Here is a 19,111-nt window from a genome sequence, read left to right on the forward strand (position 1 = left end):
ACAGACCACTTCCAGCCAAGCCAGTGAGCCACTCCAACCCTATCGGCGAACAAAACCAAAACACCCCGCACTTCAACCAAAGGCGGGGCGTTCTCTCCAGCATCACTTCACATCAATCACATCGCCGTATGAAAAATCTGCTCAATCTCATCCTGATTGGCAGGACGCGGATTGGTAAAGCCGCAGGCATCTTTCATCGCATTGGTTGCCAGGGTCGGAATATCGTCAGCCTTCACACCCAGCTCAACAAGCCCGCTCGGAATCCCCACATCCGCAGACAGTTTACGGATGGCCGTGATAGCCGCCGCAGCGCCCTTGTCCGCATCCAAATGCTGAGTCTCAACCCCCATCGCATGAGCGATATCCTTAAACCGGGCCGGGCATACGCTGGCGTTGAAGCTCGACACATGGGGCAGCAGGATCGCGTTGCACACGCCGTGAGGCAGGTCGTAGAACCCGCCCAGTTGGTGCGCCATGGCGTGCACGTAACCCAGCGAAGCATTGTTGAAGGCCATGCCGGCAAGGAATTGCGCGTAGGCCATGTTTTCCCGGGCGGTCATGTTGTCACCCTGGGCAACGGCGGTGCGCAGGTTGGCCGAGATCAATTCGATGGCTTTGAGTGCACAGGCATCGGTGATCGGCGTGGCCGCCGTCGACACGTAGGCTTCGACGGCGTGGGTCAGTGCGTCCATGCCGGTGGCGGCGGTCAGGCCTTTGGGCATGGCGGCCATCAGCGAGGGGTCGTTGACGGATAACAGGGGGGTGACGTTGCGGTCGACGATGGCCATTTTCACGTGGCGGACTTCGTCGGTGATGATGCAGAAACGGGTCATTTCACTCGCCGTGCCGGCGGTGGTGTTGATGGCGATCAGTGGCATTTGTGGTTTGGCGGATTGGTCGACGCCTTCGTAGTCGCTGATGTGCCCACCGTTGGCGGCGCACAGGGCAATGCCCTTGGCGCAGTCATGGGGGGAACCGCCGCCCAGGGAAATAATGAAATCACAGTCGCTGCGGGCCAGCAATTCAAGGCCCTTTTCCACGTTGCTGACGGTCGGATTCGGTTTGGCGCCGTCAAACAGGGTGGAGTCGATGTCTTGCTGGGCCAGCAGGCCGGCGACCTTGGCCGCCACGCCGGCTTTGGCCAGGCCGGCATCGGTGACGATCAAGGCTTTGCGGAACCCGTACTTGCGGATTGCGAGCATCGCCTCGTCGAGGCTGCCAATGCCCATCATGTTCACGGAAGGAATGAAGAAGGTGCTACTCATGATAAATCCTCTTTTTATTATGGAGACACGGGAGTCAGTGAGGTTTTCTACTCATCTCGCAGGTGATGCGACGCCTCTTGTTGTCATCGTTGACGATCACAAAGCTGAGCCTAAACCTATGGCGTCAGACCGAAATGGTCCTTTAGCGGGCATTGACACCTCCTTTAGTACTGGAAGCAGGGCTTCACCCATTCCATGGGGGGCGGCAGCAAAATCTGACTTGCGCAGACCCCGACCCGCACGGATGGTTATGATGGTTCGCTGATCAACAGCCCTCACCCACTCTCCTGTGCAGGAACTGCAAAATGAGCATTGATTGGATCAACTTCACGCCTTGGGCTTCATTAGGCGCAGGCGCCTTGATCGGGCTGTCCGTCAGCGTGTTTGTTCTCGGGTATCTGCCCTGGGCCTGCGGTCGCCCTTCTGTTTACCGGGCACTGGCAAATTCTCATCTTCGTAGTGGCGATGCTGGCGGGTATGTACGTGTTTTCCAGCCTGGAAGGCCGGCGCACGTCTTGATGGGGTTTGACCCCGATTTTTACTGAACGCAACTCAAGGACGGCTTCATGGAACGACTCCAACCTCGTGGCACTGATGCGGACGGTTATATCCTCACCGTGTCCAACGTCGAGACGCAGCCACAGTTTCAGGCTTTGCTGACGGACGTTTGCATGACGCTCGCGCGGCCGGAACCTCTGCTGGACGGGATTTATCTTTATGGCAGTGTCGCGAGAGGCGACGCCGTGCCGGGGTTTTCTGACCTTGACCTAACCCTTATTCTGCACAGCCCACCTACGTCGCAGGATCTGGAAATGCTGGAGTCGAAAAGGCGCACGCTGGAAAGTCGGCATGCCGAAGTCACCAAGATCGATTTCGATATCGGTAGTCGTGCTGAAGTATTGGCACCTGACAATCGATTGAGCTGGGGGTATTGGCTCAAGCATCACTGTCGTTGCTTATGGGGCAATGATCTGACCCAACGCTTCGACCGGTTCAAGCCGTCGCGCGATATCGCCATTGCCGTGAATGGTGACTTTGAATCCGTACTGACCCGGTATGCCGACCTTATCGACCAGGCGACCACACCGACGCAATCGCTGCGCTTGCAGCGAGAAGCTTCGCGCAAACTCATCCGGTCAACTCAAGTGCTTCGCTCTGAACAGGACCTGATGTGGCCGCAAACACTGGAAGAGCTTGTCGAGCAGTTTGTTCAGCATTACCCGAGTATGAAAATGCAGATCTCTTTTTTCTTGTCCCAGGCAAGGAACCCGGATGCCAAGCCAAAGAAATTTACGACTCAGCTCCATCATTTTTTGACCTGGATGGCTACACAAACCGGTTGAGTCCATAACGCGCCTATGAAATCAGGGGCGATTCATGTACCTACAGACGGGTTATCACGCATGCCATTACCGCGAAATTCGATATCCATAACCTGTTGGCTGCTCCGTGGTGTTACTGAATTGAGTGAGTCATCCTAAGCGTTCCTGGATCATCATCGGAAGATACGCTTCCAAGCGACAACAGGCTTTGGATCAACTTCCGCTGAATGACCGATACTCCTCTTCTTATTGATGAGTATCAGCCTCCTCTGCGGGATAAAACTCGCCCTCCTTCCCCATTTTTTTCAGCCGTTCGCGCACAATTACCTCGACGCTGGCTACGGCGGTTTGATCGTCAGGGTTGACCAACTGCAAGCACAGGCGTTGGACATTCTGATCGTGGGTGCCCTCGCTCATCATCTCGTGGGTGAAGACCTGTTCGCCACGCCATAGGCATAGCTGGGTATGCGTCCCGCCAAGCCATATTTCGTTGATTGATCCAAGGTCGGTGGTCGCTAGTTGATCGACGGTGATTGTCTTATCCATTGCGCTGTACCTTACCCATGAGTAGATACAGGTAGACTTGCCGGCATAGCGGGTCGTTCCACGCGTTGGCAGTTCAACCGGGCTAATGGTGGTTAAGCACGTCCCGGTTGGAACCAGGACAATTGACGATTGAAGGCGGACAGTACGAGCCGAGAAGGGCCATCACATGACTGATCCTGCTGTTTTACATGCAAATGACCGCGCTTGGATCAACTTTGATCTCCCCTCCTCGGGCCGATACTGCCAGCTCACAGATGGCATGCAGCCTACGGAACGACCGGCTGCTATCGGCCAAAAGCAGTCATACGCGATTCATAAAACTGCCCATTAAAAGGGGAATCATTTAGCAGGTCTTTGATTGATTGCACCGATCAGACGGCCCCACTATTCCCGTTACGCTATACGTCAGCACGGCCCGATTTTTTTTGTGTCATTTGGGGAGAGAAACCTGGCGTCCGCCAGGTGAGATGAAGCATTACGGTTGCACAAAGTGCGAAGGGCAATCCCACCAAGATCGACACTTTGTAGGCCAGCAATAGTCCCGCTGCGCAACCAACGAAAGCGGCTAAAACGAGAAAGCCGGCGTCTGCCATTTCCGTTCCCGGTCGAATAATTAATTTTAGTAAGCCATGCATCTGTAAATTCTCTACAAAAGGTGTTTTTGCATCGCCCTGATAGGCCTAGGTCTCATCAATCGTTATTGATACAAGTAGTTCTCTCTCGGCGTCATTGGGAATTAACCCTGTCGTTTCCGCGAGCAAGACAGCCAGGCCGCTACTGTTGGTCACGATTACCTCGGCTTGAGCCCGATTACCCTCATCGATCCCCATAATTTTCCACACGCATGTAAGCTCATCCCCGATATAAACGGGGCGCTTGAAGCGCAGATTCATGGAGGTAGCCAACCACCCCAACTGCCCTCCGATCTCTGTGATCAATGTCGCAGTAAGCAAACCGTGAGCGATGACACCATCAAAGCCTTTAGCCTCTGCATACTTGGCATCGGAATGCACTGGGTTGTGATCGCGCGATAGCGCTTCAAACTGGACGATGTCTGCGTCCGAAAAAGTGCGTTTGATTTCAAAAGTGTCACCTTCCTCCAGGCCTGCTATCGCCTTCTGGCGCAGTGTGCTCATTGCAATCTCCGATGCTCTAAAAAGTATGTTCTGGCCCAGGGAATGAGCCCGATTCGACATCTTTAGCAAAGGCTTGAGCAGCGTCACTCATCACCTTTCTCATATCCGCATACTGCTTGACGAATCGCGGCAACTGACCATCCCTTAGCCCCGCCATGTCCTGCCAGACAAGCACCTGTGCATCGCAGCCATTACCAGCACCAATTCCTACGGTAGGGATGGAGACTGTCTCGGTGATCCTCGTTGCTACATCGCCTGGCACCATCTCTATCAGCAGGCCAAACGCCCCAGCACGCTCGAAGGCAACGCTCAAATCAATCAACCGCTCCGCGTCTTCGCCTTTGCCCTGGATGCGGTATCCGCCCAGCTGATGTTCTGCCTGTGGGGTAAAACCGATATGGGCCATAACTGGTATGCCAGCGGCTACCAACATCTCTACCTGCGCAAGCATCTCGATCCCACCTTCGAGCTTTACGGCATGAGCGCCGCCTTCCTTCATGAAGCGCACTGCGGTATGGAAGCATTGCTCAGGCGATCCCTGATAAGAGCCAAAGGGCAAATCGGCAATGACCAACGCCCGTTTGGTAGCACTCGAAACCGCCCTGACAAGAGGAAGCATCTCGTCAACTGTTATTGCCAATGTCGAGTTATGTCCAAACACGTTGTTGGCAGCGGAATCGCCTACGAGCAGCACTGGAATTCCTGCCGCCTCAAACACTGACGCGGCGTACATGTCATAAGCAGTCAACATGGCCCATTTCTGACCCCGTGCCTTCATGTCCTGTAAATGTGGAATTCGTACCCTTGCGCGAGGAGGGCTGTTATAGGGGGCGTTGATTTGATCAGACATTTCACTTCCTCAATTCAAATGGCCAGCCGCTCGGCAGCTAGAACCACAGCGATTACGATCATCGCGGCTCCCGATATCCGACTCACATTGGTTGCCGCTGCTGGTCGTGAAGCAAGCACCGCACCAGCGCCATAGCCGACCGCGAGATAGACGACACCGCAACTGACACCATGAATCAGGCCTAGAGCGACAATCTGAGCCCCTACTGGCCATGCGGTTGACGCATCAGTGAACTGAGGTAGTAGCGCTAGGAACAACAATAGGACTTTCGGGTTGAGACCGCTGACGCATAGTCCTTTTATCGCCCAGGCCATCCAGGCACCTTCATCGTGGGATGTCCCTTGAGCAGGCAGCGAAGGCTTGAGCAACATGTTGAGGCCGAGCCATAAGAGATAGGCCGCCCCCATCAGCGTTAACGTCAGCAATGCATAGGGAATTTTGACCAGCACTCCCCCCACACCTGCGGCGACGATCAGCGTGGCCACAAGATGGCCGGAAAGCATGCCGACTACGGCGGGTAAGACGCGGCCTCGCAAACCTGCCGAAATCGCGTAGGCCCAGTCGACCCCAGGCGTGATAACAAACAAAAATGATACGGCCCAAAACGCCATAATCAGAGAAACACTCACGATCAAATCCTTCCTCTTCCATCAATTCAAAGCGCCGCTTGGCCCTGAAAAACCGTGATAGAAGGATAATGAAAGCGAAGTGGTATTATCTTTCGAAGATACCTGTAGAAGCTAAACGAATTAGAAGGTTTTTCTTAATGGATCGTGTAGACAAGAAGATTCTTGCGCAACTGCAGCAAGATGGCCGTCAGTCACTGACGGAGCTGGCCGACCGCGTAGGTCTAAGTTTGTCTCCATGCCATCGACGCGTTCGGGCGATGGAAGATCTGGGAGTGATCAAGGGTTATCGAGCTCAACTATCCGCGACTGAGTTAGGACTCAATTTCTCGTCCCTGGTATTCGTGACGCTCCGAGAGGGACACCAAAAAGCAGTAGCTGATTTTGAAGATGCTTTACCGCGAATTCCTTACATCGTCCAAGCTCAGAGACTTTTTGGCGATCCTGATTACCTGCTGATGGTGGTGACAGCAGATCTTCCTGCATTTCAAAAACTATACGATGAGGAACTGTCGAGGTTACCCAACGTACAGCGTCTGACATCGACGTTGGTGATGAAGCACGTGATCATTGATCGTCCGCTGCCGTTGGAATGAAGTTCAAATATTGCGGATAACGCAGGGAAGTCGTCAGGCTTTTGTCGAATCGCCCCAGAGCTGAGACACGGATGCTCTGGGGCCGGACTTAGAATGCCTAATCTGACCGCATCTGAGGCCCACGGCTGAAGACTAAATTCAGAGGTTAAAGGCTGGGAGACAAGCGTGCCGCACCCACCAAGCCGTCCAGCCATTCCTGATGACCGTTGATCATCGGATTGGGTTTGGCCTTGGCGAGATTCTCCGCTGGTTTACCCTTCTGTGTTTCCTGAGTCAGGATGCGCACTCGTCCACCAGAGAGGTCTTCAATAAGCCAGGCATGGTGAACGTCCAGCCGAGCGTCACCCTCACCCGACCAGCCATGCCACGCAATTCGTCCTGGAGAGGTTAGAGTTGGCGGCACGCACTCATTGCATAAAGCCTCGACCGGAAAGCCGAACGTTTCGAAGTAGAAAAATACCCCGTCTTGCAGATCCGGCCCGATGTGATCATGAAACTGGATGTTTGCCGAGTTGGCGTAGTACGACGGCCATCTCTGCGCCTGGGTGAGCAGAGGCCATACCTGTGCGGCACTCAATCCCGCGATGATGACCTCGTTAGAGACAAAGTTTTCGGTAAAACCTGGCAGGTAGCCCTCAGGCCAAATGATCTGATTCATGGTTATGCAGCGCTCAGTTGATGAATTGAGACCATGATGGGTGTAGGCTAGAAATAAGACCAATCGCTATGTTTTATTTTGCGCATCATGAATCCTGATATCAGAAATCTAGATCTCAACCTCCTCAAAGCACTGGATGCGTTGCTTGATGAACGTAGCGTTACGCGAGCCGCAAATCGACTATCGCTTACCCAGCCTGCTGTGAGCGGCATGCTCAGCAGGCTCCGAGAAAGCTTCGCCGATCCGCTGTTCGTGCGCGCCCAGCGCGGCATCGTGCCGACGTCGCGTGCAGAGCAGCTTGCAGCGCCGGTTAAGAAATTGCTGGCAGATATTGAAGGTATGCTTCAGCCGCAAAGCTTTGATCCGTTGACGGCGAGCATGACGATAAGGATTGCTTCGACCGACTATGCATTGCGTGCAGTGGTCGTACCGTTTCTCAACGCGCTAAGAATACAAGCGCCGAACATCCGCGTTAGTGTCCAGCCCGTGGATCATCAAGAGCTTCAAAATCAGCTGGATCGAGGTGAGATCGATCTCGCATTGGTTACCCCTGAAGCGGTAACACCAGGATTGCATGCTATCGCACTCTTTGATGAAAGCTATGTATGCGTAATGCGCACTGATCACCCAGATGCGCTGAATGGCAGGCTTTCACTGGATCGATTCTGCGCATTGGATCACGCCTTGGTTTCCCCGGCAGGGGGCGGTTTTCATGGAGTGACGGATGATGCTCTGGAAAAACTTGGAAGATCACGTCGAGTGACAGTGTCGGTGACCAGCTTTCTGGTACTTCCAGAAATTCTAACGTACAGCGACATAATCGCTGTCGTGCCGCGTCGATTGGCAGTGAACAACATCGGGCTCAAATCAATAGAGCCGCCTGTTGAAATTCCAGGCTTCAGAAAAATCTTGGCCTGGCATGAACGAACTCAGCGCGACGCAGGCCATCGCTGGGTGCGGTCACTTATCGTTGAAACACTACGGACACTCGATTGAAGCAAACGGGGTGGCCAAACATGCAAAGTCGTCGTGGCAGCTGCGGTTTAGAGACCAGTTCCGTTGTGTCAAAAACCCAAGCTCGGTGTCCATAACCAGCTCAGTTTCCAGACCGTCTGTGACGGAGTCGTTCTTGGGCTCGCGGGCACCTTCGAGTTATTGTCTGTTACTGATAGCCGCCCCTTGCGAGCGTCAGCAATGGATAGATAACGACCATATACTAATGGCTGCTTATGGCCGATTGCAGCCCCTCGTGACAAGCAGCTTCTGGCTTATCCCCCCTAAAGCCCCACCCAACACCGCCGATAACCTCCTACCACCAATCACCCCCCCCGCTCCCCCACACCCGATTCGCTCCCAGCATGCCCGTATGGCACGTCGCATGCTTGCCTCACCCCGGCCCGTCCACATGGAGTACGAGTGAATGCCTGCCCAAGCCCGTTTCATCGAGCACTACCGCAAAGCCGACCGCATCATGCTCGCCCTGATCTGGCTGATGACCCTCTTCTCCCTCGGCCTGGCGTTCTGGCACGACACTCTGCTTCAAGCGCTCTTCATAGGCGGCGGCACCAGCGTGGTGCTGACCCTGGCCTATCGCGTCATCGGCGGCACCCGCCTGATGCGTTGCGCCCTTGGCGTTGGGCTGATGGTGATGGCGGCGTTGCACATCAACCAGGCCCAGGGTGTCATCGAATCGCACTTCGGTATCTTCGCGCTGCTGGCGGTGCTGACGTTCTACCGCGACTGGCTGCCTATCCTGGTGGCCGCCGTCACCATCGCGGTGCACCACGTGGTGTTTCATGCGTTGCAGCATCAGGGTTTCCCGGTGTTTGTGATGGAGCATCACGGCGGCTGGAGCATGATTTTCGTCCACGCGTTCTACGTGGTGATGGAGACGGTCGCCCTGCTCTACCTCGCGGTGCACAGCCAGACCGAAGCGGTAGAAAGCCAGGAAATGCTCGAAAAGATGCTCGCCGTCACCACGCAGTTCAGCGGTGAGGCCGTCAAGGGCAGTCCGGAAAAAGTGCATGTCTCCCTTGCCACCCGTTTCGATCACTTTCTGACCCAGATCACCGGCCTGATCGACGGCGTCGCCCGCGACTCCCACGGCCTCGGCCAACTCGGTCAGGAGCTGGCTCACGCCAGCGGCACCCTGGAAAAAGGCGCGCGCCACCAACTGGCGGAAATCGCCCAGATGACCGGTTCCATGCAGCGCATGGAAGATGCCATGGGCCATATCGCCGTGCACGTGGAGCATGCCGTCGAGCACGCGGGGCAAGCCAGCCAGCAGATCATCCGTGGCCAGGAAAGCGTCGGCCGCGCCCAGCTGGAAATCACTCAACTCGCCACCCGCCTCCACGACACTAACGAGACGGTCGAAGGGCTGGCCGTGCAAGCCGAACAGATCGGCTCGGTGCTGGAGGTGATCAACAGCATCGCCAACCAGACCAACCTGCTGGCCCTCAACGCCGCCATCGAAGCCGCCCGCGCGGGTGAGCAAGGGCGCGGGTTTGCCGTGGTCGCCGATGAGGTACGCAGCCTGGCGCAACGCACGGCAGTGTCGACCCAGGAGATCAAGACGATTATTGAAGGGTTGCAACACGGCAGCCGGCAAGCGGTTGAGGCCATGCACGACAGTCGCCAGGGCGTGGAGCGCTGCGTGGAGGACAGTCAGTTGGCGGTGGAGATGCTGCGGGCGGTGGGCAATGATATTTCGCAGATCGATCAGTTGAATGGGCGGATTGTGTCGACCACCCGTGAGCAATCCACGGCGAATGTGGAGATTGTCGGGCGGCTGCAGTCGGTGCAGAGCATTGCGCAGAATACGGCGCAGGATGTGGAGACGCTGGCCAGGAGCAGTGAGCGGTTACCGCCGATTGCGGTGCGGCTGGATGCGCTGGGGCGCCGGTTTCATCAGTGAGTGGGAGCATCGGCCGGTGCTTGATTCAAGCCCTGCTTCTGACGCGGATTGTTAGTCCAGGCGTGAGCGTCGCTACGGGCAGATCGGGTTTCAATCAAATGAATCGGGCCCTTTCTGCTCCTTTATTTGGACGTGGCGTGTTCATTTTGAGCGTGGGCCGGATAACGCATAGCGGCTTGCCTCTTCCATCAAGTCATCGCACATCGGATTGGCTTTGAGCATGTACGCAGCCGGGTCGATTATCGACAAGCCAAGCGATGTCTCTTCTGTGGCAGATGCCCAAACTTCTCCCATTGGCCTGACAATCTATTTCACTGCCCTCGCAGGTGCGTAGGGGTTGATTTACCGCTACCTTCCCTGGAAATCTTGCAAAGAGACGATGCACATGGATGTTGAATGGGCGCATGCCATCGAAGCCGCAGAAAGCGAGTACTTGTGTTCCCGCGTTGAGAGCTTGTCGCGGGTTAGTGGAAATCCTTTTGGTGCTCGTGTGTTTTTCAATGGGGCCTTTCCGTGCTTTCAGGTGAAGGCAACACCTAGCCCGATGTTCAATCGTATCTACGGTGACAGCACCGGCAACCCCCTTTCACTGCTGAGCTTGCTCAAGGAGTCAGCGGAGTATTCAACAGTAACGCCCCTTATCGGGAAAGCCTCGACGTTGGAGCAATTCGCTTTTGTGGGTGAGGAGCGATTCGAGCGTTTGAGGGGGTGGACGCATCTGCAGCTTGCGTGCCCCATCGAGGATGCGGTGTTGACCCCCCAATTATTCAACATCGAAGAGGCCACTTCAGACTCTCTCCCGGAGTTCGCGGCAGTTCATGCGAGTGGCTTTCATACCAAGCCAGAGCATCGTCAGTTGAGCCAGGCTTGTTTTGCAGGACTGATGTCGAATGAACGCCTGAAAATCTACGTCCTTAAAGCTGATGGGCAAGTCGTTGCAGGCGCGTTGATGTACCTGGCCACCAATGGCGTTGCCTACCTGGGCACGGCTGCCACTCGAAAAAATGCACGAGGCTTGGGCTATCATGGAGCGCTGATATCTCACCGGATAGAGCAAGCAAAGAAGCACGGCAGCCTGGTGATTGCTGCAACTGCGCTTCCAAGTTCACAGAGTCGCCGTAATTTGCAGCGCATTGGGCTGGCGGCGTCTCATGCTCAGGCGCTGTACCGCTTGGCAGATGGTTGAAACAGATTCGTAATCTACCTTCCGCTTGTGCGAACGGTAGATGTAAAAAGCTGCTGCGCCTATGGCGAAAATGGTAAGTCAGCCAGAGCTTTTCATATTCATTTAAAACCTCGGCACATCGACGTCGCGCAGAAGTTCCTCGGTGGCACATTTGAAACGCTCCACCAGAAAGTCCAACAGGACCCGCACTCTGGCAATTCGGTACCGATTGCCATGCAGCACCGCAAACACCCCAGCTTCTGCTACGCAATAGTCAGGCAGCAGCACCTTCAACCGCCCGGCACGGATATCCGCTGCTGCGTCCCAAATGGTCTTGCGTGCAATGCCATGACCGGCCAATGCCCAAGCACGTGCCACGGCGCCATCGTTGGTTTCCCAGGCGTTTTCCAATGGCACACTGTGGTTCCATGTCTGGCCGTCCACCCTGAAATGAAAGGTGTTTAAAGGACCCGCCGGAGTCACCAGCAGAATAAATTTATGCCCGGTGAGCTCGGCCGGCGTCTGCGGCTCGCCGTGGCTCGCCAGGTAGTCCGGCGAGGCACAAAGCACCCGCCAGTTGGGTGCCAGTTGCCGGGCGATCAACGAGCTATCACGCAGTGGGCCGAAACGAATGGCTAGGTCGACATCGTCCTGTACCAGGTTAGACATAGCGTCCGACAAGGTCAGCGCCACCTTCAACTGCGGATGCTGCGCGCAAAAGGTCTCGAGCCAGTCATTAAGCAGGTGACGGCCAAAGTCAGTAGAGGCAGACAGACGGACTTTACCGCGTACTTCCTGCTGACTCGCCTGCAACCCCGCCTCCGCCTCATCAATGGCGCGCAAGGCGACCCAGCATTGCTGCAGATAGAACCGGCCTTCATCAGTCAGGCGCAGTTGACGGGTTGTGCGATCAAACAAGCGGGTATGCAGCGCCGCCTCCAACTTGAGCAACCGTGCGCTGGCCGCCGCCGGCGACAACCCCAACTTGCGTCCAGCGGCTGAAAGACTGCCGAGGTCGGCAGCCTCAACGAACAAGCGCATGTCCCCCAATCGATCAGTGGCCATCTTCAATCCAGATTTGATTAAGCATCAAATTCTAGACCAATTATCAAATCACAGACACTTCATCACAATCAGGCCTCACCTGTTTTTCGAGCAAGCTCATGAACCGCGAAGAATCGATTCAACCCACCCCCCCGCCGTCCTCAGAACTACCTATCACTGGCTTACTGGCACTGACCACCGCGAGTTTTATCGCCACTGCCAACGAGAGCGTACCCGCCGGCCTGTTGCCACACATCTCCGACACGTTTGAGGTTTCCCAGGCATGGGCGGGGCAATGGGTCACCGCGTGTGCCCTCGGTTCCGGGCTGGCGGCCGTTCCCTTGACCTTGGCCTTGCAAGGTTGGCCACGGCGCCTTGTGTTATTACTGACAGTGGGGGTGTTCTGTTTGTGCAACGCGGTAACTGCCTTGTCGCCGTATTTTGCCCTCACCCTGGTCGCGCGCCTGATCGTCGGGGTCGCCACTGGTGTGGCGTGGAGCCTGTTGGCCGGTTATGCGCGACGCATGGTCGCCGCGCCCTTGCAAGGCCGCGCGATGGCAGTGGCTATGCTGGGTATCCCCGTCGCCTTGGCGCTGGGCGTACCACTGAGTGCCTGGCTGGGTGAACAGATCGGTTGGCGCAATGTGTTCGGGCTGCTAGCGGCGTTGAGCCTGGCGCTGATGGTTTGGATTCGGCTGAATGTCCCTGACTTTGCCGGGCAACGGGCTGGCCAGCGCTTGTCCCTGGGCCATGTTTTGTCCAGGCCAGGCGTGCGACCGGTGCTGACGGTAGTTATGCTGTGGATCATGGCTCATTACATGCTCTACACCTATATTGCGGCATTCCTGGCATCGGTCGGGTTGGATGGACAGGTCGAGCAGGCATTGCTTGCGTTCGGCATTGCGGCTCTCGTGGGTATCTGGCTCACCGGGCTATTGATTGACCGCTGGCTGCGGCGGTTGGTGCTGTTGAGCCTGGCCGGGTTTGCGCTGGTATCGCTGGCATTGGCGTTGGGTGGCTTGCCTGCCATAGCGGTTTATCTGGCGATGGCTGCCTGGGGCCTGAGTTACAGCGGTGCACCGACCCTGCTACAGACAGCTTTGGCGAATGCTGCTGCCGACGGTGCCGATGTGGCTCAGTCGATGCTGGTGACCGTGCTGAACCTCGCGTTTGCGGGCAGTGCCGTAGTGGGCGGTGTACTGCTTGAGACGACAGGCGTGGGATCGATCCCCTGGGCAACCTTGGGATTGGTGCTGCTGGCCTGGTTGGTTGTTAAGGTGGGTGGCCAAGCTGGGTTCAGGAGCTTGTCCAAGCCCTGACCGGTTTTACTGCCGCTTAGTCCGAATTCGGCTCAGCCAAAATGCAGGCAAGCCAGTTCACACAAATGCTGTGTGATGCCTTCCTCGGAGTGTTCCGGAGCTGCAATCAACAGCATCTCCGAGGCACTCGATGAGGCTCAAGCGACGGCACGCAATGCCGGTGATATTACGCCGCCGCTCAATCTCAACTTCGTCACTCTAAGCAGCTCGATTAAATTGTTCGGAGCGCCGTCTGAGTATCTGCGTCCAATTCAGATGCTCGGTTACTACCCTGACGAAGTCCTCAAGCGCTAATTTTAGCTCGATGAAGCACGCCTAGCCGAGCAGAGCATCCTAGTGTCACAGGCCATTTGAACGGCCTCTGACTGCTAACATTCCGTTGGCAGCCAGTCGGATAATGGCCGTAACGTTGGGCCTCATAGTGGTGAGGCATTTTCAGACGATATAGCCACTTATGCCGTCCCACAGAAGTTTTACCGCCGTGACTACGAGCAGGCAGTAGCAGGCAAGGTACATCTGGCGTTGATCCAGCTTGGTGTGCAGTCGCCAGCCCAGCCAGACACCACTTGGAACTGCTAACAGGCAGATGACCATCAGGCTTAGCACGTTACCGGTGGGCCTGGCTAACAGCAGCCAAGGCACTGCCTTGAGCAGATTGCCTACGGTAAAGAACATGCTGGTGGTGCCGGCATAGGTTTTCTTGCTTAGACCGAGCGGCAACAGGTACATCGCTAATGGTGGCCCACCAGAATGCGCGACCATAGTCGTGATCCCAGAGGTGACGCCTGCGGACACCGCCTTGAGCGATGAGCGCTGGCTGACCCTGATTTCCCCACCGGTTTTGAACCAGAGGCCGACAAAAATCAGGGTAACCGCCGCCATCACTAACGCGACTGCGCGGTGATCCATGACGCGAAAGAGTAGATAGCCGACACCGATGCCGACAATCAGACCTGGTAACAACAGCACCAAGTCGGGTTTAGACCAAGTGGATGGCTTCCAGTAACGCAGGCCGAACAGGTCCATCGCGATAAACAACGGCGCTAGCAGTCCGCCGGCTGTGAGCGGATCCATCACCAGCGACAGCAGCGGAATGCCGACAATGGAGAAGCCTCCACCGAAGGCACCTTTCATAAAGCAGATCAAAAAAACTCCGGCGAAGGTCACCAGAATCGTGGTGGTGGTCAACTCAAAGTCCACGGTGCTGCCCCCTGATCCGGCTGCTCAAGGTTGGCCAGCATTATCGAAGAAAGCTCAACGTGCCCGCGCTCGCGCAAGTGCGCGATCGCAGACAAGCGATCAGCGTGCGACTTGTTTTGATTGAGCTTGCGCTTGCATTCAACGCACTGCATTTCGATCTCGATACCGACGACTCTCGACACCATCTCGTCCAGATATTCACGCGGCGCATCGCCCATCTTCCAGGGCTTGATCTCCTTGGACTCCTGGTGGCGAGTCAGCAGGGCCAGGGTGCGGCGCAGGAGTTTTTCTTCCGACATCACGTGCATGACGCCATGCACATGCACCACCTCGTAGTTCCATGTGGGAACCTGGCGATGCGTTTCGTGCTTGGACGCAAACCAGTTGGGCGAAATGTAGCCTTCTGCCCCCCTGAAGATCACCATAACAGGCGTGCTGCCGGCGCAACGTTGCCACACAGGATTGGCGCGGGCCACATGAGCGGTCAGCAACCCGTATGTTCCGTGGCCGGTATCGAGTTCAAAGGGAATGTGGTCCGCATCCATGCCGGATTCACCCTCAGTCACGAGGATGCCCAGCGGATTGTCGCGGATAATTCGGTGCAACTGTTCCGGGCGGTGCTCTGCGAAGTGTTCGGGAATGTACATGGGATTTCACTACGGATTGTTGGGAGTCCATAATGTCGACCACGACCTGCATCATCGAAAGTGCCAGTTTCGAGGTTTTTCCATGGGCCAGTTTTCAGCCAATCCGGATGCATTTTCCCGCGGCGCGCAACGTCGGATCTATGCCAGGCTGCGCGCGCAGATAGAAGACGGCACGCTTGCCGCCGGCACGAGGCTCATGTCGACGCGGGCAATCGCGGCCGAACTCGGCGTGTCGCGAACCACGGTAACGGCGGCTTACGAGCAACTGGCGGCCGAAGGCTTTGTCCTGACATCAGTGGGCAAGGCCGCCACGGTAGCGAGCATAATCAGCACTCAATCCGGGCATGCCCAAGGGGACTCGGCGCAGCAAAAGGAACTGCCGCCAGTGCTTTCCCTTTACGGGCAACGAGTGGCCATCATGAAGCCGTACAACATGGCGTCACCCCAAGCCCGCATCGATTTCAGGTACGGCTCGGTCGCTACCAGGGATTTTCCGGCGCTGGGTTGGCAGCGCGCCTACCGTTCCGAACTAGTCAAGCGTCAACCGAGCCTCGCTTACGGCCACCCCGAAGGGGAGGAGCGCTTGCGCAATGCGCTGCAAGGTTATCTGCGACGCGCACGCGGTCTGGCGTGCGATGCGGATCAAATACTCGTCGTGCATGGCTCGCAGCAAGGACTTGACCTGTGCGCCCGGCTTTTGCTGAACCCGCAAGATGCATTCGTCTTCGAAGAGCCTGGCTACCGCATGGCCAGATATTGCTTTGAGGCCACGGGCGCGACGGCGTTGCCCATACCCGTCGATGCCTCTGGACTGGATACCAGTGCTCTGCCGGAAGGTGATCGCGTGCGCCTGGCCTTTGTCACTCCGTCGCACCAGTTTCCCATGGGGGCGGTGCTTCCTGTCGCACGTCGCCTCGAACTGCTGAGTTGGGCGAGGCGGCATCGTGCGTGGATCATTGAGGACGATTACGGCGGCGAGTTTCGCTATGGCCAGCGGCCCATCGACGCACTGCAATCCATGGACGCAGATGCTCGCGTCATTTATGTCGGAACGTTCTCCAAGGCACTCTCACCGCAACTCAGGTTGGGTTATCTGGTTCTTCCACGCGAGTTGGTTCACGTTTTCCGTGAAGCAAAACGGCTGACCGATCGACACTCACCGCGCTGGGAGCAAAACGTGCTCGCCTCATTGATCGAAAGTGGAACCTATGAGCGTCACGTTCGCCGCCTGCGGCGGGAAAATGAACTGCGGCGAAGGGCATTACTGGAGGCTTTTGAACAGCATCTGGCGGAATATGGGCAACTGGCCGGCATGGCGGCGGGCTTACACGGCGTATTAACGCTACCCGCGCTTCGCGCTCAGGATGAGCCGACGTTGCAGGCGATAGCGCTCGAACGCGGGGTTGGCGTATATCCGCTTTCGCCGCTGTTTGCCGAACCCACGTCGGTAGAATACGAGCGACCGGCAGGGCTCATTTTGGGCTATGCCGGCCTGACAACGCAGCAGATTCATGAAGGGATCGGCATTCTTGGCACGGTGGTTCGGGAGGTTGAAGAGCTTGGGGCTCGGTCCGGATCAGTGGATGACTATGTCATCTAATATGCGGCTCGAACACGAGCAAATTTACAAGGTAGAGATAAGGCGAATAAGAAAAAGTGGTCGGATTGAGTGACTGCTAAAGGTGGAAAATGGTTCTGGACGGAGGGACCGCTATTGGCCGATTGCAGCCCATCGTGACGGGTAGCTTCTTGAAAACTGGCCCCCATTATCGGCCCCAATTTTTCGATGCTGATAATTGGCTACTTTTCCCCGGAAAACCTCCTGGCTTGGGTCGAAGTCGTCGATACAACTACCACCGCCTCCACCACGCTTTCTGAGCAACCACCTCAGGCTTCAGCGAGGCGATCTTAGAGCCAGCAATCTTTACCGGTGCGACGTCCAGACCATCGAAGCTACCTAGACCCAGAGGGGGGCTTTCTGCTTGTAGAAAGCGAGTGGTTTCTGCTGAAGCAACCGCATGCAGTAACGATGAGGGCGTTATATTCCGACTCAAGACGTGAATGCCGCTCTCTGGGTCATGCAGACCACTTGCGTCGGTGCCTTCAACTCCATCTATCAGAAGCGGCTGGATCATGACCGTGCCAAGCTCGTAGGTGATATCCAGATCACCGCAAACGCAACGCAGTCTTTGCAGTTCACCATTCGACGATACACACACAAAATCCAGCCCGTCGTCATCCGTGCAAAAGCTGCAAACGTGTAATTGAAGGCTTTTACTCAGCGCTAAATTCACATTCAGGAAAGCTCTCTTGAAGTAGTCGGCTAGCTGAGCATCCCTAAGCACTTTGTATATCTGCGATAGCGCTGCCAATTCTTGAGGGAGCTCAAGCGGTACATCCTTGATGGGTGGCATAGACGTAAAGGGCCATTTCCGTTCTTCGCCAGCCTTGAACGTGTCTAAGTAGAACGACGTGGCGTTTTCATCCTGGTGCAATGACCAACCAATGCTCACCGGCAACGTAGAAAGTGGTTCTAACTCCGGCTTCACATTCATCGCGTGAGCAACGACAAGGTACCCCATTGTTTAGATCCTTCAGGTACAGGGCTGAATCGCTCCAAGCATAGTCGATACTTGAGTGTGTGCTATTGGCCGATAGCATTCGCGCATGGCCGAGAGCTGACTCAAATGGCCTGAAAAATTCCGGGGATTGAAAATGGAAGAAACGTTCTCTTCGATATTTATGCGCACTAAAGGAAAACCCATAAATTTCAACGGAAAAACCGTCGTTACGATCATCAACCCCGATTTTTCCTAGCCGTTTTACAAATGTTAACTCCTTCAAGTGGCTATTGGCTTTAGGCTTCAAATCACAAAGTCCGATCGGACCCAATCAGCTCTAAGACGACTCTACAACCATGAATCTGCACGCCATCGCCGCGACGCTTTTTGCGTTTTTCACACTGTTTCCTTCCTCAGTGCACGCCGCAACCCCCATCGCCCATGTCGCTATCTACCGAGGCCCGGCGGGCTGCGAGGGATGTTCAGAGAATGTCAAAACAGCCCTGCTGCGCGTCCGCCCGAATGCGCAGATTGACTTTGTAGGTGCCGATGAATCGATCGACATCACGCCGCAAAGCCTCGCTCGTTATGACCTCTACGTTCAACCGGGTGGCGGTCAGGACATCCCTGCGGCGCTTGATAGTTTGGGGGATGCGCGGGTGCAGGCCATTCGTGACTTTGTCGCCCAGGGTGGGCGCTACCTGGGGCTGTGTATGGGCGCTTATCTGGCCGACGACAGCAACTTTGGCCTGATACCCTACGACCTTGATTCAGAGGCGGGCAGGCCTGGGTTTGAGGTCGCGGGTATTGCGGACGCGGCGGTGCAGGTTGTGTGGGATGGGAAAGCCGATAGCGTCTTTTATCAGGATGGGCCTTACTTCCCCAAGCGTGACGCGACCTCGCCTTCTTCAACCATTGCGACCTACCGGAATGGTGATGTGGCGGCAGCGCGTTACACCTATGAAAACGGGGTAGTGGTTCTGAGCGGCCCGCACCCAGAGGCGGATCGGGAGTGGTTCGAGAAGGCGAATATTCCCTTGAGCGAGATGCCGCAGGGTGAGCTTTTTGGGGCGTTGGTGCGCAACATTGAGGGGCGCAACGGCGCAAAGTCACCCTGATGTGCAGCGCACTGGACTGGCGACATCCCACGTTCAGGCGCTGGCTGGAACACCGTACCGATTGTTCCAGCCGGGGTTTCTGTTGTGCCTGACGGCCATGCAATAGGTATTGGCAAAGAACCCTGCCCTAATAGCGTTTTT

At 56.1% G+C, this 19,111-nt stretch carries 18 protein-coding genes and 1 pseudogene; 9 read left to right on the forward strand and 10 right to left on the reverse strand.

Annotated features, from left to right (window positions below):
• Positions 1–116: 116 nt before the first annotated feature.
• Complete coding sequence (gene yiaY / locus HX815_RS14045; RefSeq protein WP_008430225.1) at positions 117–1,265, reverse strand: L-threonine dehydrogenase; 1,149 nt, start codon at positions 1,263–1,265, stop codon at positions 117–119.
• A 390-nt stretch (positions 1,266–1,655) separates the two neighbouring features.
• Between yiaY and HX815_RS31665 the strand changes: the two are divergent.
• Positions 1,656–1,784: pseudogene (locus HX815_RS31665) on the forward strand (DUF6691 family protein); the annotation flags it as partial.
• A 47-nt stretch (positions 1,785–1,831) separates the two neighbouring features.
• On the forward strand, positions 1,832–2,608 hold the full coding sequence (locus HX815_RS14055; protein WP_008430223.1) for a nucleotidyltransferase domain-containing protein: 777 nt from the start codon (positions 1,832–1,834) through the stop codon (positions 2,606–2,608).
• Positions 2,609–2,833: 225 nt separating this feature from the next.
• Here the strand turns inward: HX815_RS14055 and HX815_RS14060 are convergent, their stop codons facing one another.
• The 4 genes from HX815_RS14060 to HX815_RS14075 form a co-directional block, all read right to left on the reverse strand.
• Positions 2,834–3,133 (reverse strand): hypothetical protein, encoded by a 300-nt coding sequence (locus HX815_RS14060; RefSeq protein WP_087694689.1) that lies wholly within the window; start codon positions 3,131–3,133, stop codon positions 2,834–2,836.
• 680 nt (positions 3,134–3,813) lie between these two features.
• Positions 3,814–4,269 carry a MaoC family dehydratase gene (locus HX815_RS14065; RefSeq protein ID WP_003212629.1) on the reverse strand — a complete coding sequence of 152 codons (456 nt, stop codon included), beginning with the start codon at positions 4,267–4,269 and terminating at the stop codon, positions 3,814–3,816.
• A 16-nt stretch (positions 4,270–4,285) separates the two neighbouring features.
• A complete protein-coding gene (gene panB / locus HX815_RS14070) occupies positions 4,286–5,119 on the reverse strand; it encodes a 3-methyl-2-oxobutanoate hydroxymethyltransferase (protein ID WP_008430222.1) in 834 nt (277 codons plus the stop codon).
• Between the two features lie 14 nt (positions 5,120–5,133).
• On the reverse strand, positions 5,134–5,754 hold the full coding sequence (locus HX815_RS14075; protein ID WP_003212633.1) for a LysE family translocator: 621 nt from the start codon (positions 5,752–5,754) through the stop codon (positions 5,134–5,136).
• Positions 5,755–5,885: 131 nt separating this feature from the next.
• On the opposite strand from HX815_RS14075, the gene HX815_RS14080 reads away from it, so the two are divergent.
• Positions 5,886–6,341: an Lrp/AsnC family transcriptional regulator gene (locus HX815_RS14080; protein WP_003212635.1), complete on the forward strand. Its 456-nt coding sequence runs from the start codon at positions 5,886–5,888 to the stop codon at positions 6,339–6,341.
• A 145-nt stretch (positions 6,342–6,486) separates the two neighbouring features.
• Here the strand turns inward: HX815_RS14080 and HX815_RS14085 are convergent, their stop codons facing one another.
• Complete coding sequence (locus HX815_RS14085; RefSeq protein ID WP_003212637.1) at positions 6,487–6,999, reverse strand: SRPBCC domain-containing protein; 513 nt, start codon at positions 6,997–6,999, stop codon at positions 6,487–6,489.
• 87 nt (positions 7,000–7,086) lie between these two features.
• Between HX815_RS14085 and HX815_RS14090 the strand changes: the two genes are divergently transcribed.
• The 3 genes from HX815_RS14090 to HX815_RS14100 all read left to right on the forward strand — a co-directional run bounded on the left by HX815_RS14090 (position 7,087) and on the right by HX815_RS14100 (position 11,102).
• Positions 7,087–7,995: a LysR family transcriptional regulator gene (locus tag HX815_RS14090; RefSeq protein ID WP_008430215.1), complete on the forward strand. Its 909-nt coding sequence runs from the start codon at positions 7,087–7,089 to the stop codon at positions 7,993–7,995.
• Positions 7,996–8,419: 424 nt separating this feature from the next.
• Positions 8,420–9,916: a methyl-accepting chemotaxis protein gene (locus tag HX815_RS31815; protein WP_177028430.1), complete on the forward strand. Its 1,497-nt coding sequence runs from the start codon at positions 8,420–8,422 to the stop codon at positions 9,914–9,916.
• A gap of 385 nt (positions 9,917–10,301) precedes the next feature.
• A complete protein-coding gene (locus HX815_RS14100) occupies positions 10,302–11,102 on the forward strand; it encodes a GNAT family N-acetyltransferase (protein WP_177019865.1) in 801 nt (266 codons plus the stop codon).
• 102 nt (positions 11,103–11,204) lie between these two features.
• Here HX815_RS14100 and HX815_RS14105 read toward each other — a convergent pair whose 3' ends face one another.
• Positions 11,205–12,146, reverse strand: a complete 942-nt coding sequence (locus HX815_RS14105) for a LysR family transcriptional regulator (protein ID WP_008432596.1) — start codon at positions 12,144–12,146, stop codon at positions 11,205–11,207.
• Between the two features lie 98 nt (positions 12,147–12,244).
• Between HX815_RS14105 and HX815_RS14110 the strand changes: the two genes are divergently transcribed.
• Positions 12,245–13,444 (forward strand): MFS transporter, encoded by a 1,200-nt coding sequence (locus tag HX815_RS14110; protein WP_177028431.1) that lies wholly within the window; start codon positions 12,245–12,247, stop codon positions 13,442–13,444.
• A 435-nt stretch (positions 13,445–13,879) separates the two neighbouring features.
• Here the strand turns inward: HX815_RS14110 and HX815_RS14115 are convergent, their stop codons facing one another.
• On the reverse strand, positions 13,880–14,644 hold the full coding sequence (locus HX815_RS14115; protein WP_177028432.1) for a sulfite exporter TauE/SafE family protein: 765 nt from the start codon (positions 14,642–14,644) through the stop codon (positions 13,880–13,882).
• Entirely contained in the window at positions 14,629–15,291 is a 663-nt protein-coding gene (locus HX815_RS14120) for an FMN-binding negative transcriptional regulator (RefSeq protein WP_177028433.1), read from the reverse strand. Before HX815_RS14120 ends, HX815_RS14115 begins: the two co-directional genes overlap by 16 nt.
• Between HX815_RS14120 and HX815_RS14125 the strand changes: the two genes are divergently transcribed.
• Entirely contained in the window at positions 15,290–16,891 is a 1,602-nt protein-coding gene (locus HX815_RS14125; protein WP_008432589.1) for a PLP-dependent aminotransferase family protein, read from the forward strand. The genes HX815_RS14120 and HX815_RS14125 overlap by 2 nt on opposite strands.
• Before the next feature lie 250 nt (positions 16,892–17,141).
• Here the strand turns inward: HX815_RS14125 and HX815_RS14130 are convergent, their stop codons facing one another.
• Positions 17,142–17,873, reverse strand: a complete 732-nt coding sequence (locus tag HX815_RS14130) for a hypothetical protein (RefSeq protein ID WP_177028434.1) — start codon at positions 17,871–17,873, stop codon at positions 17,142–17,144.
• A gap of 335 nt (positions 17,874–18,208) precedes the next feature.
• On the opposite strand from HX815_RS14130, the gene HX815_RS14135 reads away from it, so the two are divergent.
• A complete protein-coding gene (locus HX815_RS14135) occupies positions 18,209–18,970 on the forward strand; it encodes a BPL-N domain-containing protein (RefSeq protein ID WP_177028435.1) in 762 nt (253 codons plus the stop codon).
• The last annotated feature ends 141 nt before the right edge of the window (positions 18,971–19,111 follow it).

Origin of the sequence: Pseudomonas sp. E6002, from assembly GCF_013385565.1 — a bacterium.
GTDB lineage: Bacteria > Pseudomonadota > Gammaproteobacteria > Pseudomonadales > Pseudomonadaceae > Aquipseudomonas.

Bases quoted from the DNA above. Each gene is read 5' to 3' on its own strand.
- HX815_RS14110 (WP_177028431.1), top strand. From the start codon at position 12,245: ATGAACCGCGAAGAATCGATTCAACCCACCCCCCCGCCGTCCTCAGAA.
- HX815_RS14105 (WP_008432596.1), bottom strand. From the start codon at position 12,146: ATGGCCACTGATCGATTGGGGGACATGCGCTTGTTCGTTGAGGCTGCC.
- HX815_RS14065 (WP_003212629.1), bottom strand. From the start codon at position 4,269: ATGAGCACACTGCGCCAGAAGGCGATAGCAGGCCTGGAGGAAGGTGAC.
- HX815_RS14085 (WP_003212637.1), bottom strand. From the start codon at position 6,999: ATGAATCAGATCATTTGGCCTGAGGGCTACCTGCCAGGTTTTACCGAA.
- HX815_RS14125 (WP_008432589.1), top strand. From the start codon at position 15,290: ATGGGATTTCACTACGGATTGTTGGGAGTCCATAATGTCGACCACGAC.
- HX815_RS14120 (WP_177028433.1), bottom strand. From the start codon at position 15,291: ATGTACATTCCCGAACACTTCGCAGAGCACCGCCCGGAACAGTTGCAC.
- yiaY (WP_008430225.1), bottom strand. From the start codon at position 1,265: ATGAGTAGCACCTTCTTCATTCCTTCCGTGAACATGATGGGCATTGGC.
- HX815_RS14100 (WP_177019865.1), top strand. From the start codon at position 10,302: ATGGATGTTGAATGGGCGCATGCCATCGAAGCCGCAGAAAGCGAGTAC.
- HX815_RS14060 (WP_087694689.1), bottom strand. From the start codon at position 3,133: ATGGATAAGACAATCACCGTCGATCAACTAGCGACCACCGACCTTGGA.
- panB (WP_008430222.1), bottom strand. From the start codon at position 5,119: ATGTCTGATCAAATCAACGCCCCCTATAACAGCCCTCCTCGCGCAAGG.
- HX815_RS14130 (WP_177028434.1), bottom strand. From the start codon at position 17,873: ATGGGGTACCTTGTCGTTGCTCACGCGATGAATGTGAAGCCGGAGTTA.
- HX815_RS14080 (WP_003212635.1), top strand. From the start codon at position 5,886: ATGGATCGTGTAGACAAGAAGATTCTTGCGCAACTGCAGCAAGATGGC.
- HX815_RS14055 (WP_008430223.1), top strand. From the start codon at position 1,832: ATGGAACGACTCCAACCTCGTGGCACTGATGCGGACGGTTATATCCTC.
- HX815_RS14135 (WP_177028435.1), top strand. From the start codon at position 18,209: ATGAATCTGCACGCCATCGCCGCGACGCTTTTTGCGTTTTTCACACTG.
- HX815_RS31815 (WP_177028430.1), top strand. From the start codon at position 8,420: ATGCCTGCCCAAGCCCGTTTCATCGAGCACTACCGCAAAGCCGACCGC.
- HX815_RS14090 (WP_008430215.1), top strand. From the start codon at position 7,087: ATGAATCCTGATATCAGAAATCTAGATCTCAACCTCCTCAAAGCACTG.